The sequence below is a fragment of the Aquitalea aquatica genome (genome assembly GCF_013911085.1).
In the GTDB taxonomy this organism is placed as follows: domain Bacteria; phylum Pseudomonadota; class Gammaproteobacteria; order Burkholderiales; family Chromobacteriaceae; genus Aquitalea; species Aquitalea aquatica.
Genome location: NZ_JACERN010000003.1, coordinates 147,380 through 163,249 on the forward strand (window position 1 = coordinate 147,380; position 15,870 = coordinate 163,249).

General features: G+C 59.4%; 10 protein-coding genes. 5 read left to right on the forward strand and 5 right to left on the reverse strand.

Annotated elements, in window-relative coordinates:
* Window positions 1-19 precede the first annotated feature (19 nt).
* The 4 genes from hrpA to H2Z84_RS01585 form a co-directional block, all read right to left on the reverse strand.
* Complete coding sequence (gene hrpA / locus H2Z84_RS01570) at window positions 20-3,961, reverse strand: ATP-dependent RNA helicase HrpA (RefSeq protein WP_181834407.1); 3,942 nt, start codon at window positions 3,959-3,961, stop codon at window positions 20-22.
* A 115-nt stretch (window positions 3,962-4,076) separates the two neighbouring features.
* Window positions 4,077-5,552 (reverse strand): methyl-accepting chemotaxis protein, encoded by a 1,476-nt coding sequence (locus H2Z84_RS21410; RefSeq protein ID WP_181834408.1) that lies wholly within the window; start codon window positions 5,550-5,552, stop codon window positions 4,077-4,079.
* Window positions 5,553-5,860: 308 nt separating this feature from the next.
* Window positions 5,861-7,942, reverse strand: a complete 2,082-nt coding sequence (gene pta, locus H2Z84_RS01580; protein ID WP_181834409.1) for a phosphate acetyltransferase — start codon at window positions 7,940-7,942, stop codon at window positions 5,861-5,863.
* A 26-nt stretch (window positions 7,943-7,968) separates the two neighbouring features.
* A complete protein-coding gene (locus H2Z84_RS01585; protein WP_181834410.1) occupies window positions 7,969-9,162 on the reverse strand; it encodes an acetate/propionate family kinase in 1,194 nt (397 codons plus the stop codon).
* 689 nt (window positions 9,163-9,851) lie between these two features.
* On the opposite strand from H2Z84_RS01585, the gene H2Z84_RS01590 reads away from it, so the two are divergent.
* The 5 genes from H2Z84_RS01590 (at window position 9,852) to H2Z84_RS01610 (ending at window position 15,345) form a co-directional block, all read left to right on the forward strand.
* On the forward strand, window positions 9,852-10,961 hold the full coding sequence (locus H2Z84_RS01590) for an aromatic ring-hydroxylating oxygenase subunit alpha (protein ID WP_181834411.1): 1,110 nt from the start codon (window positions 9,852-9,854) through the stop codon (window positions 10,959-10,961).
* A gap of 67 nt (window positions 10,962-11,028) precedes the next feature.
* Window positions 11,029-11,556, forward strand: coding sequence for a hypothetical protein (locus H2Z84_RS01595; RefSeq protein ID WP_181834412.1), 528 nt, complete (start codon window positions 11,029-11,031; stop codon window positions 11,554-11,556).
* Between the two features lie 39 nt (window positions 11,557-11,595).
* A complete protein-coding gene (locus H2Z84_RS01600) occupies window positions 11,596-12,465 on the forward strand; it encodes a DMT family transporter (protein ID WP_258869252.1) in 870 nt (289 codons plus the stop codon).
* 145 nt (window positions 12,466-12,610) lie between these two features.
* The gene (locus H2Z84_RS01605; RefSeq protein WP_181834413.1) at window positions 12,611-12,967 is read left to right on the forward strand and encodes a SpoIIAA family protein; all 357 of its coding nucleotides are present in this window, start codon (window positions 12,611-12,613) and stop codon (window positions 12,965-12,967) included.
* Window positions 12,968-13,026: 59 nt separating this feature from the next.
* The gene (locus H2Z84_RS01610; protein ID WP_181834414.1) at window positions 13,027-15,345 is read left to right on the forward strand and encodes a Tex family protein; all 2,319 of its coding nucleotides are present in this window, start codon (window positions 13,027-13,029) and stop codon (window positions 15,343-15,345) included.
* Window positions 15,346-15,566: 221 nt separating this feature from the next.
* On the opposite strand, the gene H2Z84_RS21065 is transcribed toward H2Z84_RS01610, so the two are convergent.
* Window positions 15,567-15,870, reverse strand: a 304-nt coding sequence (locus H2Z84_RS21065; protein WP_220272652.1) for a hypothetical protein, incomplete at its 5' end; no start/stop codon positions are given.

Genomic DNA, 15,870 nt, shown 5'->3' on the forward strand with positions numbered 1-15,870 from the left:
CAGAAATGATTGATAATTGTCATTGTTTGGGCAGGTCTTGCCAGGCTTTTTGCAAGCGTTTCACTGAAACCGGATAAGGTGTTTTCAATTCCTGCGCAAACAGGCTGACGCGCAGCTCCTCCAGCTGCCAGCGAAAATCCTGCAGCGCCGGTGATGGCTCGCCAGCTTCGCGCTCGCTGGCCATGCGTGCTTCCCACTTGTTCCACAGTTCACGTATCTCGGCCGCGCGCTGGCCATCCCGTTGCGGATTGGCCGGCTGCTTGTCCATGCGCAAGCTCATGGCGCGCATGTAGCGGGTAATGTGTGGCAGCTGTGACCAAGGCGTGTCGTACAGGAAGCCAGGGTAGATCAGACGGCTCAATTGCTGTTGTAGCTCATTACCCAGCCGGTGTTTCTGCATCTTGTTATACAGCGGCATGTATTCGCTGCCGATCTGGCTCAAATACTGGGTAACCGCCTGAATCACTGCCGGCAGACGGGTGCGAGCGCGGGTTTTTTGATCGTTGAAAGCCTTCTCGTTGCGTGGCAGTGCATCTTCACCGATAAAGGCACGGTCGCAGATGCAGGCAATGGCATCGGCCAGCAATTGTTCGACATTGGCTACATTGCGCAGGTTGAGGCCAATCTGGGTCATGCCGGACAGGCCTTTGCCCAGCTGTTTCATTTGTTCCTTCAATTGCAACTGCAGCAGGCGGATCACCCCGGCACGGTGGTGGCGCTCAGCCTCGGGCTGGGTGTCGAACAGGCGGATGGCCACCTTGTCCTGTTCCAGTGTCAGCGCCGGGAAACCGGTAAGCTGCTGGCGGCCACGGGCAAACTGTATGCTTTCCGGCAGTTCGCCAAAGTCCCAGCTGCTGACCTCGTCACGCTCGAAATCGGCGCTGCTGTCGCGGAAGGTGAGCTGGGCGGCCTGGCCAAACTGCTTTTGCAGGGCGAGCAGATCGCGCCCCAGGCCAATTTCCTGTTTGCCATCATCGATGATGCGGAAGTTGAACAGCAGATGTTCCGGCAGCTCCTGCTGCTTGAAGGCATCGCTGTCGACTTTCACCCCACCAGTTTCACGCAGGATGAAATGGGCCAGCTGGCCGGCAATCGGCTGCTGTTGGTCAGGATTGCTACTGAGAAAGCGGGTGACGAAATCTGGCACCGGCACGCAGCAGCGTCTCACCTGCTTGGGCAGGCCCTTGACCAATTGCTGCAGCTTTTCGCGCACCATGCCAGGCACCAGCCATTCGAACTGTGCTGGCTGCAGGCGGTTGAGAATGGCCAGTGGCACATCCATGGTGACGCCGTCCAGCGGATGCCTGGGTTCGAAGCGGTATTTCAGCCGCAGCTTGCCGTCTTCCAATTCCAGCCATTCGGGGAACTGGTTTTCCGTCACGTGCTGGGCGGCATGGCGCATCAATTCTTCGCGGGTCAGGTGCAGCAGCTTGGGCTCGGTTTTTTCCGCTTCCTTGCGCCAGGCTTCAAAGCTGGCTGCATCGACCACATCGCTGCCGATGCGCTCGTGATAGAAGGCGTACAGCGCTTCTTCATCTACCAATACATCCTGCCGGCGCGCCTTGTGTTCCAGCTGCTCCACTTCGCGGATCAACTGCTGGTTACGCTGGAAGAAGGGCGCATTGCTGACGTAATCCATGTTCACCAGTGCAGCGCGGATAAACAGCTCGCGTGCTTCCTGAGGCGCAATGCGGCCATAGCTGACGGCGCGGCGCGGAATCAGGGTCAGTCCGTACAGGGTTACCCGTTCGCTGGCCACCACTTCGCCGCGACTCTTTTCCCAGTGCGGTTCGAAATAGTGGTACTTCACCAGATGGGCGGCCAGTTTTTCCACCCATTCCGGCTCGATCTTGGCGACGCAGCGGGCGTAGAGGCGGGTGGTTTCCACCAGTTCGGCGGCCACCAGCCACTTGGGCTTGCTCTTTTTCAGGCCGGAACCGGGGAATACATGGAAGCTGACGCCACGGGCGCCCATATAGTCGTCGCCTTCCAGATTCTTCATGCCGATATTGCCTACCAGACCGGTCAGCAGCGCCTTGTGCAGATTCTCGTAGACCACGGCGTCCAGTTGCTGGCGCTTCTTCTGCGACATTTGGGCGTCGATCTGTTCGGCGTCGGCATGGGCGTCTTCACGCTTGATCAGGCCCAGTTCGCTGGCAATTTCCGCCAGCTGGCCATGCAGTTCGCGCCATTCGCGCAGGCGCAGATAGGACAGGAAATGCTCGTGGCAGGTATTCACCAGCAGGCGGTTGGACTTCTTGTGCTTGAGGGCATCGCTGAAGAAGTCCCACAGGTGCAGGTAGGACAGGAAGTCGGATTTTTCGTCGTTAAAGCGCGCCTGGGCGCGTTCGGCGGCTTCGCGGGCATCGAAAGGGCGCTCGCGCGGGTCTTGCACTGACAGCGCCGAGGCGATGATCAGCACCTCGCGCATGCAGCCGAAGTCGCGGCCGGCCAGCAGCAGGCGGCCCACTTTCGGGTCCACCGGAATGCGCGCCAGCTCCTTGCCCACGGCGGTGAGTTCGTTATTGTCGGTGACTGCACCCAGCTCGGTCAGTACCTGGTAGCCGTCGGCAATCAGGCGGCTGCTGGGCGCTTCCAGAAAGGGGAAGGCATCCACCTGGCCCAGCCGCAGCGCGGCCATGCGCAAAATTACCGCTGCCAGATTGGAGCGGATGATTTCCGGGTCGGTAAAGGCCGGGCGGGCGTTGAAGTCTTCTTCACTGTACAGGCGCACGCAGATACCGGCTTCCACCCGGCCGCAACGACCGGCGCGCTGGCGGGCGGCTGCCTGCGAAATCTTTTCCACCTGCAGCAGTTCCACCTTGGCGCGCGGGCTGTAGCGGTTGAGTCGGGCCAGACCGGTGTCGATCACATACTTGATGCCCGGTACGGTGAGCGAGGTTTCTGCCACATTGGTGGCCAGCACGATGCGCCGTCCGCCCGAAGGCTTGAAGATTTTCTGCTGGTCTTCATTGGACAGGCGAGCAAACAGCGGCAGGATTTCGTAGCCACGAATGCCGGATTTGCGCAGTTTCTCTGCCGTTTCGCGGATTTCGCGCTCACCGGGCAGGAAAACCAGCATGTCGCCAGCGCCCTGACGCGACAGCTCGTCGGCGGCATCGACGATGGCGTCTTCCATTTCCATTTCGCGTTCGTCTTCGTCGCGCTGCTTGAGCGGACGGTAACGCACTTCCACCGGGAAGGTGCGGCCGGACACTTCAATCACCGGTGCGCCGTCGAAGTGGCGGGCAAAGCGGTCGGCATCGATGGTGGCCGAGGTGATGATGATTTTCAGGTCAGGGCGGCGTGGCAGCAGTTGCTTGAGGTAGCCCAGCAGGAAGTCGATGTTGAGGCTGCGTTCGTGCGCCTCGTCGATGATGATGGTGTCGTAGCTTTCCAGATAACGGTCGGTCTGGGTTTCCGCCAGCATGATGCCGTCGGTCATCAGCTTGATGACGGATTTTTCCGACAGCTTGTCGGTAAAGCGCACCTTGAAACCGACATGCTCGCCCAGCTGCGAGCCCAGCTCCTGCGCAATACGGGTGGCCACCGAGCGTGCCGCCAGCCGGCGTGGCTGGGTATGGCCGATCAGCCCGTACACACCACGGCCAAGCTCCAGGCAGATTTTGGGAATCTGCGTGGTTTTGCCGGAGCCGGTTTCGCCACAAATGATCACCACCTGATGGCCGGCAATGGCCGCCTTGATGTCGTCCAGCTTCTGGTTGACCGGCAGGGCGTCGTCGAACAGCGGGCGCGGCATATGGTTGCGGCGGGCTTCGGCGCGGGCGGTCGAGCGCTCCAGTTGCTGGCTGATGTCGGCCAGTTGCTTGTCGGCAGGCTGGCCTTTTTTCAGGCGCTCGCCGGCATCGTTCAGCTTGCGGCGCAAGACATGGCGATCGCGGATCAGGCAATGGGCAAGGCGGGTTTTCAGTTGGGACAGCTGCTGGACAGGGGTGGTCATCGGGCAAAGAGCACTGGTTTACAGAAGGCAGCCAGTATAACAGAGGCCGGGCAGGCGCCAGAAAGCAAAAGACCGCCCTGGAGCGGTCTGTTTGATGGTTTGGGCCAGGTCGCGGCTAGCGGGCGTGCTGGGCCTGCGAGGAGCGGCCCAGCTCGTCCAGCAGTTGGTCCAGCCGTTTGATCGCATCGGCGATGGAGCGGGTTTCGGTGGACAGCGAACGGGTGGATTCACCCACCGCGGTAATGTCGCCGGCAAACTGGGCAAAGCCGTGATTCTGGCTGTTTTCTGCCTGTGCCACCTGTTCGAGCAGGCCAGCCAGCTGGCGGGTTTCCTGAATGATGCCCTGCAGGTTCTGCTGGGCTTCCCGTGCATTGTCGCGGCCGGCCTGCATCTGGTCGTTGCCATCGCGCATGGCGACGATGGCCTGATTGGTGCCGTCCACGATCAGGGTGATCTTGTTACCGATATCCAGCGTGGCATTCTGGGTGCGTTCGGCCAGCTTGCGCACTTCGTCGGCGACCACGGCAAAGCCACGGCCCATTTCGCCGGCACGGGCGGCTTCGATGGCGGCGTTCAGTGCCAGCAGATTGGTCTGGTCGGCAATGTCACGGATCAATTGCACGATGCCGTTGACCTCGGCGCTGCGCTGGCCCAGCTCTTCCAGTTTGCTGGCAGCATGCGAAATCACCTCGCCGGCCCGCCCTAGTTGCCGTACTGCCTGGTCCATCACCTCGCCACCACTATTGGCAGCCTGGCCTGCAGTGGCAGCCAGCCGGGTGGCGCTGCTGGATTGCGCGGCGTTCTGGCCGGTGACCACCGCCATCTGCTGCGCCACCACCATCATGTCTTCGGCGCGGCTGCGCTGCTCGGCCATGGTTTGCGCCATCAGCCCGGTGCTATCGGCAATGTCGCGGCTGGCGTTGGAGGCGGCCTGAATTGAGCGTGCCACCTGCTCCATCATCTCGCGCATCGCGCGGCTGGCGTGCTCGGATTCGGCTCTGGCCCGTTCCAGACGTTCCAGGCTTTTTACCTTGGCCTTGTCAAAAGCCATGGCCAGCGTCAGCACCACAATGGTCAGGCCGATCAGCGATTTGGCCTGCAGCTTGGGGATCTCCTCGCGGGCGATGGGCACGGCGGGCAGGGTGCCCGGGTCGCTGGATAGCAGGTAAAACACCGCGATGGCCAGTATGGTGAGAGCCATCCAGGTCCAGCCCGAGCGGCGGGTGGAAACAAAGATGGCGGTAAACGGGATGGAGGCAAACCACACCACGCTGGTGGACATGATGCCGCCGTTGACGTACACCATCCAGCACACCATGACAAACATGCAGCTGGTAATGAATTCGGCACAGAAGCGCACCGCTCCCGTCAGCCTGAGCAGCAGGGTGCCAAGCAGCAGGCCCAGTCCGCCCAGCGCAATGCCTATACCCATGGCACTGTGGCCCAGCATGAAGTACTCGATGGAAAACAACGGTGCGATACAGCCGGCCAACAGGCCGACGCCTACTGTGGTGCGGGCCGGGATCGCCAGTTCGGGTGACTGGCGGATGTCTTCTGGAATAAACCATTCGGTAATGGTGGTGGCAGCCATGCGGTGAGTTCTCCCTCGTAGAGCTCGATTTGTAAGTATTGTTTTGTTTTATATGCCGGGTTTTAAAAAACAAGGCGAGTCATAATGTAAAACATCCGTTTGAATGCGGCAATATCCGACCTGGAAAGGCGGCTGATCGCTGCCTTGTTACGTGAGATTTGCACCTCGGCTTTGCTTGATGTTTTTTGTAAAGATTATTTAAAACAATGGGATGGGGTTGTATCTGGCTGTTGCACCAATGGCGCAGCACGTAAAAAAAGCCCGCCGGTGAGGGCGGGCTTTGGTCGTGCTGGTCAGTTGCCGTGGTGTTAGCGCTTGTCCGCTTGAATGGCGGTCAGGGCGATGGTGTAGACGATGTCATCCACCAGTGCGCCACGCGATAGGTCATTGACCGGTTTGCGCAGGCCTTGCAGCATCGGGCCGACACTCACCACGCCGGCGGAGCGCTGCACCGCCTTGTAGGTGGTGTTGCCGGTGTTGAGGTCCGGGAAGACAAAGACGGTGGCGCGGCCGGCCACGGTGCTGTCCGGAGCCTTTTGACGGCCTACCGATTCCACGCTGGCGGCGTCGTACTGCATCGGGCCGTCGATTTCCAGGCCGGGGCGCTTTTCGCGGGCGATGCGGGTGGCTTCGCGCACTTTTTCCACATCCGAACCGCTGCCGGAGCTGCCGGTGGAGTAGGAAATCATCGCCACGCGCGGCGGAATGCCAAAAGCAGCGGCAGAGTCGGCCGACTGGATGGCGATGTCGGCCAGGTCCTCTGCGGTCGGGTCCGGGTTGACGGCACAGTCGCCGTAGACCAGTACTTGTTCCGGCATCAGCATGAAGAACACACTGGAAACCAGCTTGGCTTCCGGTGCGGTCTTGATCAGCTGCAGGGCAGGTCGGATGGTGTTGGCGGTGGTATGCACGGCACCGGATACCAGGCCGTCCACTTCGCCCAGCGCCAGCATCATGGTGCCCAGTACCACATTGTCTTCCAGTTGCTGCTCGGCCATCGGTGCGTTCAGGCCCTTGCCCTTGCGCAGTTCCACCATGGGCTGGATGTAGTTGCCGCGTACTTCGTTGGGGTCGAGGATTTCAATCGAGGCGGGCAGGGTGACGCCCTGGGCTTCGGCGATCTGTTCGATCTCCACACGGTTGCCAATCAGCACGCAGTGGGCGATGCCTTTTTCCTGGCAAATGGCGGCGGCCTTGACGGTGCGCGGCTCATTGCCTTCCGGCAGCACAATGCGCTTGCCGGCACGACGGGCTTTTTCCATCAACTGGTAACGGAAAGCCGGTGGCGGCATGCGGTGTTCGCGCGGTGCGCCAACATTGCGCTTGAGCTTGTCGGCGTCCAGGTGCTCGGCCACGAAGTCGATCACCCGCTCCATCCGTTCCAGATCGTCCGCCGGAACCTGGCGGCTCATATTGCTGAGGAAGCTGGCGGTTTCAAAGGTGTTGTGGGTGGTGGTCATCACCGGCAGGCCGCTGGTAAAGGCCTGGTGACACAGTTGCTGGATGCGCGGGTCGGGCAGCGAGTCGCAGGTCAGCAGCAGGCCGGCCAGCGGCACGCCGTTCATGGCGGCCATCGAGGTGCCCAGTACGATGTCTTCGCGATCACCAGCGGTGACGATCAGCGCGCCGGGTTTCAGCAAATGCACCACATTGGGCACGGTGCGGGCGGTTACCGCCATGCTGCGTACGCGGCGGCGGCTAATCTGGCCGGCGTGCAGCACGCGGGCCTGCAGATAATGGGCCACGTCCAGGGTGCGCGGGGCCAGCAGCTCCGGTTCGCTGGGAATGGCACCGATCATGCTCAGGCGGTTTTTCTGCAGCAGATTGCCGGCTTCCAGGATTTCCATCGCCAGTTGCTGGGCATTCTGTTCCTTGGGCAGGCGATTCAGGATGTAGCCGGCGACATGACCGGGCTGGGCACCGAAAGCCTGCAGGCTCAGTTCCAGCTGCTCGGCGATTTCGTGGCTGGCCAGCTTGTCGGCGGCGGTGACCAGAATGGTTTGCGCCTGCAGGTTGCGGGCGATCTTGGTATTGAGGAAGGTGGAGAACACTTGCTTCTGATCGGGGACCAGGCCTTCCACAATCATCAGGTCGACGTTGTGCGAGGCCTGCTGATACAGCGACACCACTTCTTCCATCAACTGGTCGATTTCGCCCTGTGCCAGCAGGTGCTCCACCCGCTCCATCGGCAAGGGTTCCGGCGGATTCAGGTGGCAGATGGCACGGGCAAAGTGGGTGGAGCGTTCCGGCGAGCTGCTGTCGGCACCCTGGGCAATGGGTTTGACAAACCCCACGCGCAAGCCGGATTGCTCCAGTGCGCGAATCATGCCCAGTGCCACCGAGGTCAGCCCGGCATCAAAGCCGGTCGGGGCCAGAAAAAAGGTATGCATGCTTGGACTCTTTCCTTAGCGCTGCCTCAGACCGACAGGCCGGCCAGCAGGGCGGTGTCGAGGGCAATCATCAGTTCTTCGTCGGTATTGATCACCAGTGCCGGCACGGAGTCGGTAGTGGTGATACGGCCAGCCTTACCTCGGACGCATTGTTCGTTGGCGGCGTCGTCCAGTTTGAGGCCCAAAAAGCCCAGCTGTTTGATTACGCGGGCGCGCAGATAGGACGAATTTTCGCCAATGCCGCCAGTAAACAGTACGCCGTCCAGTCGGCCCAGTGCCACGGTCAGGGCGGCAATGTGCTTGGCGAGGCGGTAGCTGAAGATGTCCAGTGCCAGAATCGCTTCCGGCTTGCCGGCCATGGCGGCGTCTTCCAGTTCGCGGCAGTCGCTGGACTGCTCGGATAGGCCCAGCAGGCCGGATTTCTTGTTCAGCAGATCGGTCACTCCGTTGACATCCAGGCCCAGCTCGGAAGCCAGGTAGCCAAAGATGCCCGGGTCGATATCGCCGGAGCGGGTACCCATCACCAAGCCTTCCAGCGGCGTCAGGCCCATGGTGGTGTCCACGCTTTTGCCACCCTTGATGGCGGCCGCAGAGGCGCCATTGCCCAGATGGGCGCAGACAAAGGCAGTTTCTTCCAGCGGCTTGTTCAGCAAACGTGCAGCTTCACCGGTAACAAAGCGGTAGCTGGTGCCGTGGAAGCCATAACGGCGTACGCCGTGTTCGCGGTACAGCTGCATCGGCACGGCATACAGATAAGCCTGCTGCGGCATGCTCTGATGGAAGGCGGTATCGAATACGGCTACCTGCGGCAGTCCAGGGAACTGCTGCATGCTGGTATGAATGCCCAGCAGGTGTGCCGGATTGTGCAGCGGGGCCAGCTTGGCGCATTTCTCGATTTCGGCGATGACGGTGCCATCAATGACTGCGGAGGCCTTGAAGTGTTCGCCGCCATGGACCACGCGATGGCCTACCGCCTTGACACTGTCCAGCAAGTCCAGCTCGCGCAGACGGCCGATGATGGCGTTCATCGCGGCAGTATGGTTGGCTTCTGCCAGTGGCTGGCTATCTTTCTGGCCGGCATGCTTGAAGCTGATCTGGCCTTGTTCCAGGCCCAGTTTTTCGGCGAGGCCAGTCAGGATGGCTTGTTTGCTGGCGGTGTCGATCAGGGCAAATTTCAGCGAGGAACTGCCGCAGTTGATAACGAGAATGCTTGATTTCATAGGCGCTGGAGGTAGTAAATGGCTAAAAAGGGGTCCGTTGGGAAAATAACTGTCGCCAGCCGGCATGTCGGCCATATTAGGATTATGACTGTGGCAGCAAGATGACGGGGCGGAGCAGTTGACGGGCTCCTCTTCTCTTTCCTTTGGTCGGTGTGAACCGGGCGGCGATTATCCAGTGCTGCCGCGGATGCTGCAATGCGGGATTTACCTCGCTTGCGCAACGCTGCAATCGCCTGCATTGCCGCAAGGACAAGCCTTGCCGGTGTAGCAGGCCGTGTTGGCGGCGGTGATGATGCGAGTGCATGGGCGGTAGCAGCCAGCTTTGCGCGTTGCGCTGGTCTGGTGGCCAGCCGCAAGGGCAGTAGATAAGCCCCGGCAGTATAGCATATGAATCATCAGTCACTAATGTTGCTGCGCACAATTTGAGCTAACTCAATGATTCCTATGAGGGTACAGGATGAAAATGTCCTGAATTTTGCAAAACACCATTTTGTAGTGGCAATGTTTCAGTCTGCCCTGGCTTTATTGCGCTAAAAATTGCTTGCCCCCCCTTGCCGGGGCGGGCATAATCCCGCCCTCGAAAAGCACAGGCTTGGCCTTTGTTTTAATTCATTGTTTTGATGGTTCCGTAAACTCGTTTAGCGAGATTCGGCTGGTCTTATATCTTCTACCACGGAGGTGTGGGAATAATGTCTGATCTGGCTTCTTCGCAGATGCTACAGGCGTCTGCTGCTCAGCTGCCTATCTATACTTATTTTGATCCCGCTCACTACGAGCAGGAACAAAAACAACTGTTTGCCAATGCTCCGCTGTATTACGGCCATGAGCTGATGGTGCCCAATGAAGGGGACTACCATACGCTTGACTGGCTGGGCCATGGCAAGATGCTCAAGAATGTGGGCGGTGAAATCAAGCTGATTTCCAACGTCTGCCGCCACCGTCAGGCCCTGATCTACCAGGGGCGCGGTAATGGCAACCACATGGTGTGCAATCTTCATGGCTGGACTTACGACGCCGAAGGCAAGCTGCTGGGCGCGCCGCATTTCCCGCAAACACCCTGTCTCAATCTGAATCAGACGCAACTGACGCGCTGGAACGGCCTGCTGTTTGATGCCGGCCGCGATATCGCTGCGGATCTGGCGCAGCTGGGTGTGGCGAAGCATCTGGATTTTTCCGAGTTCGCTTTCCATTCGACGCAAACCACGGAGTACGACTTCAACTGGAAAACCTTTATTGAAGTCTATTCCGAGGATTACCACGTCGATCCCTTCCATCCGGGCCTGGGCAATTTTGTTGATTGCGCGGAACTGAAATGGGAGTGGGGCGCGCAATACCATGTGCAGACGGTTGGTGTGAAAAACCAGCTGGCCCGCTCCGGTTCGCGCGTATACGGCAAGTGGCACGAGGAAGTGCGTCGCCGCTTTGCCGACCAGCAACCGGAGTTTGGTGCCATCTGGCTGACCTACTACCCCAACATCATGGTGGAGTGGTACCCGCATGTGCTGGTGGTTAGCGTGGTCATTCCGCGTGGTCCGGAAAAATGTACCGTCATTACCGAGTTCTACTACCCGGAAGACGTGGTGTATTTCGAGCCGGAATTCGTCGAAGCCGAACAGGCCGCTTACTTCGAAACCGCCAAGGAAGACGACGAAATCTGCTACCGCATGCACCAGGGCCGTCGTGCCTTGTGGCTGCGTGGCGAGAGCGAGGTGGGGCCGTACCAATACCCCACCGAGGAAGGCATGCAGCACTTCCACGAGTTCTATCGTCGTCAGATGGGCGAAGCCATGGCTGGCTAAGCCAGGGATTTCAGTGCAGAATGGCAAAGGCGCGGGTTTCCGCGCCTTTTTCTTTGTCTTGATGACAATGCACTGGCAAAAAAACATTCTCCTATTAGGGCTGTGCCTGCTGGCTGGCCCGCTGCTGGCGGCCGGTTTTGTCGATCCAGCCAGCAAGATCGGTTTCACCCTGCCTGCCGGCTGGAAAGTGCGCAGCGTGGTGCAGGAAGGCGTGCGTGTGATCAAGGTAGTGCCGCCCAAGGCGGACCAGCGCGAACGCGCTGCCATCGAAGTCACCCTGCAAGAGCGCAAGGCCGGCAAGGCGGATGTGCCTGAGCGGCTGCAGCGCCGTTTCCGCCAGGCCGAGGGCGACCGCGAAGCGGCTGTCTATACCCGTTTGAATCCGCACAATGGCCGGCTGGTTACCGAGTATCGCGAGGGCCGCTTTGTGTCTGGCCGTTTGTGGATCGTGCGGCATAATCTGCAGGTCTTTTTGCCGACGCCGGGTAAACGGCTGCTGGTTGCGCGCTGTGCAGCCAATGCTTCCGAATTCAAAACCTACCGCCGGCAACTGGAAACCATCTGCCTGTCGGCCAGCTCCCTGCGTAAACCATGATGTTTTGCCGCCCCTTCTGTTTTGTGCCAGGTGTTGCTGATGCCGGCTGATCTATTGTCGCAACTGCGGCGCGGCCAGCTGGGTGCTGGCTGGATGGTGATTGCCGCCGCCTTTTTTGCCTGGATGGGGGTGTTTGTCAAAGCCGGCGCGCAGCATTTCAATTCCATCGAGCTGCTGTTCTGGCGCACGCTGATCGGCACGGTGATCCTGGGTGTCGGAATCCGCTGGCGCGGTTTGTCCTTGTCCACACCGCATTGGCTGGGCCATATCAAGCGCAGCTTTGTCGGCTACCTGTCCGTGTCGGCGCTGTTTTACGCGCTGACTCATCTGCCGCTGTCCACGGCTGTGACACTCAATTACACCTCTTCGCTGTTTTTCTCGCTGATTTGTGTGGTCAAACTCAAGGACAAGCTGTCTCGCTCAGCGGCGCTGGCCTTGGGGCTGGGTTTTCTCGGCATTGTGCTGCTGCTGCGGCCCACCTTCAGCTCCGAGCAGTGGCTGGCGGGCGTTATCGGCGTGCTCTCGGGCGTTAGCGCCGGCTTTGCCGTGTTCCAGGTGCGCGAACTGGGGCAGATGGGTGAACCATCCTGGCGGGTGGTGTTCTGGTTTTTTGCCATTGCCTCGGTGTTTGGTTTCCTGTGGTTGCTGCTGGGGCCTGGTTTTTCTCCGGTGCATGCCGCCAATGTTTCTTCCTTGCTGGGGGTGGGGGTCTGCGGCATGTTGGGTCAGCTGGCCATGACCATGGCCTACAAGGAAGGGCGCAAATATCTGGTGGCCAGTTTTGCCTACCTTACCGTGGTTTTTTCCGCATTGTTGGGGGTGTGGCTGTGGGGTGATGCGCTGGGGTCGGATGCATTGTTGGGCATGGGGCTGATTGTCGGGGCAGGCATCCTGGCAGCGCTGCGCTGATTCATGCCAGAAACATGCCACACCTTGACGGTTGTCAGCAGAATCTTCACCGTCGCGCACTAGAATACAATCATGAGCACGCTGCCGATGCTGGCGTGGTTTCATTAACAATAACAGGCAGGACTCACACTTTAGGAGATGCAGCATGATTTCTATCCGCGAACAGGATTATGGTCTGGATGTGGCGCTGTTCAATGAATTCTCGCTGGCGGATTTCAAGCTGTTCGAGGATGCCTTGGTCAAGCGCGTGGCCGAGCAGGGCAGGCCTGATGTCTTGCTGGATTTGTCCGAGCTGGTGGATTTCACCCTGGACATGGCGATGGAAGAGGTGAAATTTGTCCGTGCCCATGAGCAGGATTTCGGCCGTATCGCATTGGTGGTCAGTGATGTGTGGATCAAGCTGGCGGCGCATATTGCCGGCCTGCTGTCACACAATCATCTGGAGTATTTTGACACGGTGGAAGAAGCGCAGGCCTGGCTGGTGCGGCCGGTTGCCGCTTGATTTTGGAGCGAATGGCGGTAGAGTAGCGGTTTTTGTTCAACACGAAAGAATAAAAACCGATGTTGAAGAGCATTGCCAGCCGTCTGGCGACTGAACTCGCCGTACGTGAAAACCAGGTGGCCGCCACTATCGAACTCATCGATGGTGGTGCCACCGTCCCCTTTATTGCCCGTTACCGCAAGGAAGTCACCGGCGGCCTGGATGATACCCAGCTGCGCACGCTGGCTGAGCGTCTGGTCTATCTGCGTGAACTGGACGAGCGGCGCAATACCATTCTTGCCAGCATTCGCGAGCAAGACAAACTGACCCCGGAATTGACGGCTGCGCTGTATGCCGCCGATAACAAGACCGCGCTGGAAGACCTGTACCTCCCCTACAAGCCCAAGCGCCGTACCAAGGCGCAAATCGCCCGCGAAGCTGGCTTGCAGCCATTGGCCGACAGTCTGCTGGCTGATCCCTCACAATCGCCGGAAGTGCTGGCGCTGACTTATCTTAATGTCGAGGCCGGTATCGGTGATGCCAAAGCCGCACTGGATGGCGCCCGCGCCATTCTGATCGAGCAGTTTGCCGAAGATGGCGAGCTGCTGGGCCGTTTGCGTGAAAAACTGTGGAACGAGGCCGAGCTGGTTGCCAGTGTGGTGGCGGGCAAGGAGCAGGAAGGCGCCAAGTTTGCCGATTACTTCGATCATCGCGAAGCGCTGCGTGCTACCCCCTCGCACCGTGCACTGGCTTTGCTGCGCGGTCGCAATGAGGGTGTGCTCAGTGTTGCGCTGAAATATCAGCCTGATGAAACCCCGATTACCGAGCGCTCCAGCTACGAGCTTCTGATTGGCCAGCGCTTCGGTGTGCAGGACAAGGGCCGTGCGGCCGACAAATGGCTGCTGGATGGGGTGCGCCTGTGCTGGCGCGCCAAGATTTTCCTGTCGCTGGAGCTGGAATTGATGGGCCGGCTGAAAGATGCCGCCGATGGTGAGGCCATCAAGGTGTTTGCCGATAATCTGCACGACTTGCTGCTGGCAGCACCGGCCGGTCAACGCGCCACGCTGGGGCTGGACCCGGGTCTGCGCACCGGGGTGAAGGTGGCGGTAGTGGATGGTACCGGCAAGGTGCTGGATACCACCGCCATCTATCCGCACGAGCCGCGTCGCGAATGGGATAAGTCCATCGCCATTCTGGCTGCGCTGTGCACCCGTCATCACGTCGACCTGATTTCCATTGGCAATGGCACCGCCAGCCGCGAAACCGACAAGCTGGCGCAAGACCTGATCAAGGCCTATCCGCAGTTGGGCATGACCAAGATCGTGGTATCCGAGGCTGGTGCTTCGGTGTATTCGGCATCCGAGCTGGCGGCCAAGGAATTTCCCGATATGGATGTCAGCCTGCGCGGTGCGGTGTCTATTGCCCGTCGTTTGCAAGACCCGCTGGCCGAGCTGGTGAAGATCGACCCCAAATCCATCGGCGTGGGTCAGTATCAGCATGACGTCAATCAAAGCCAGCTGGCTCGTGCGTTGGATGCTGTCGTGGAAGACTGCGTGAATGCCGTTGGGGTGGATGTCAATACCGCCTCGGTGCCGTTGCTGACTCGCATTTCCGGTCTCAACAGCACATTGGCCAGTAATATCGTGGCCTACCGCGACCAGAATGGCGCCTTCAAGAACCGCAAACAGTTATTGAAAGTGCCGCGGCTGGGTGACAAAACCTTCGAGCAGGCTGCTGGTTTCCTGCGCATACAGGGCGGCGACAATCCGCTGGATGCTTCATCGGTGCACCCGGAAGCCTATCCGGTTGTTGAGAAAATCGTCGCTAAACTGGGGCGCGAGGTCAAAACGCTGCTGGGTGATTCGGTAACGCTGAAGTCGGTCAAGGCAACGGACTACACGGACGAGCGTTTTGGTCTGCCGACGGTAATGGACATCCTGAAAGAACTGGACAAGCCGGGTCGTGACCCTCGTCCGGAATTCAAGACCGCTACCTTTCAGGATGGCATCGAGGACATCAAACACCTGCAGCCGGGTATGGTGTTGGAAGGGGTGGTCACCAATGTGGCCAACTTCGGTGCCTTCGTCGACATTGGCGTGCATCAGGATGGCTTGGTACATATTTCGGCGCTGTCGACCAAGTTCATCGACGACCCGCGCAAGGTGGTCAAGGCTGGCGATGTGGTCAAGGTCAAGGTGTTGGAGGTGGATGTCGCCCGCAAGCGCATTGCCCTCACCATGCGACTGAACGATGAAGTTGGCACGACCAGTCGTGGCGCGCGGCCGGAAGGTGGACGCGCTTCGGCTGATCAGCGCAAACCACAATCATCGTCGCGCGGGGCGCCGCCTGCGGGCGAGTCGGCGATGGCGGCTGCGTTTGCCAAGCTCAAGCAGCGTTGAGGCAGTTAAACGCTACAGCTCGCTATCTATATAGATAGCGTTCTTTCAAAAAGCCCGGCCCAGCCGGGCTTTTTGCTGTCTGTGCCGGTGCGGTGCCTCCTTTTAGCGCCAGCCAGACTGGTTTTCAGTACCCGGCGTAGCCGCTACTCCACGCATTGCTGTGCATCCGCAGCAAAGCTGTAATAAAACGCCCCTGGCATAATTGTTTTCCCCTCAGTCACTTAGCGCGCTGTGGGGCGGTATTTGGCCAGAATCTGCAGATTTCTTCGCGCAAAGTGTTGACGAGGGTGGGTGGTGGCGGTATAGTTCGCCTCCTCAGCAGACAACGCAGCGACGGAAACGAAACGCAGCGACCTGCACCGCTCTTTAAAAAACAGAATAACCGATAGGTGTGAGTACTTGGCGAAAGCCAAATACTTGCACTGCAAGAAGAAGAAGTACTTGTTTATTTCTTTGATCTTGCGTGCCAGAAAATTTGCTATGAGATTGAACTGAAGAGTTTGATCCTGGCTCAGATTGAACGCT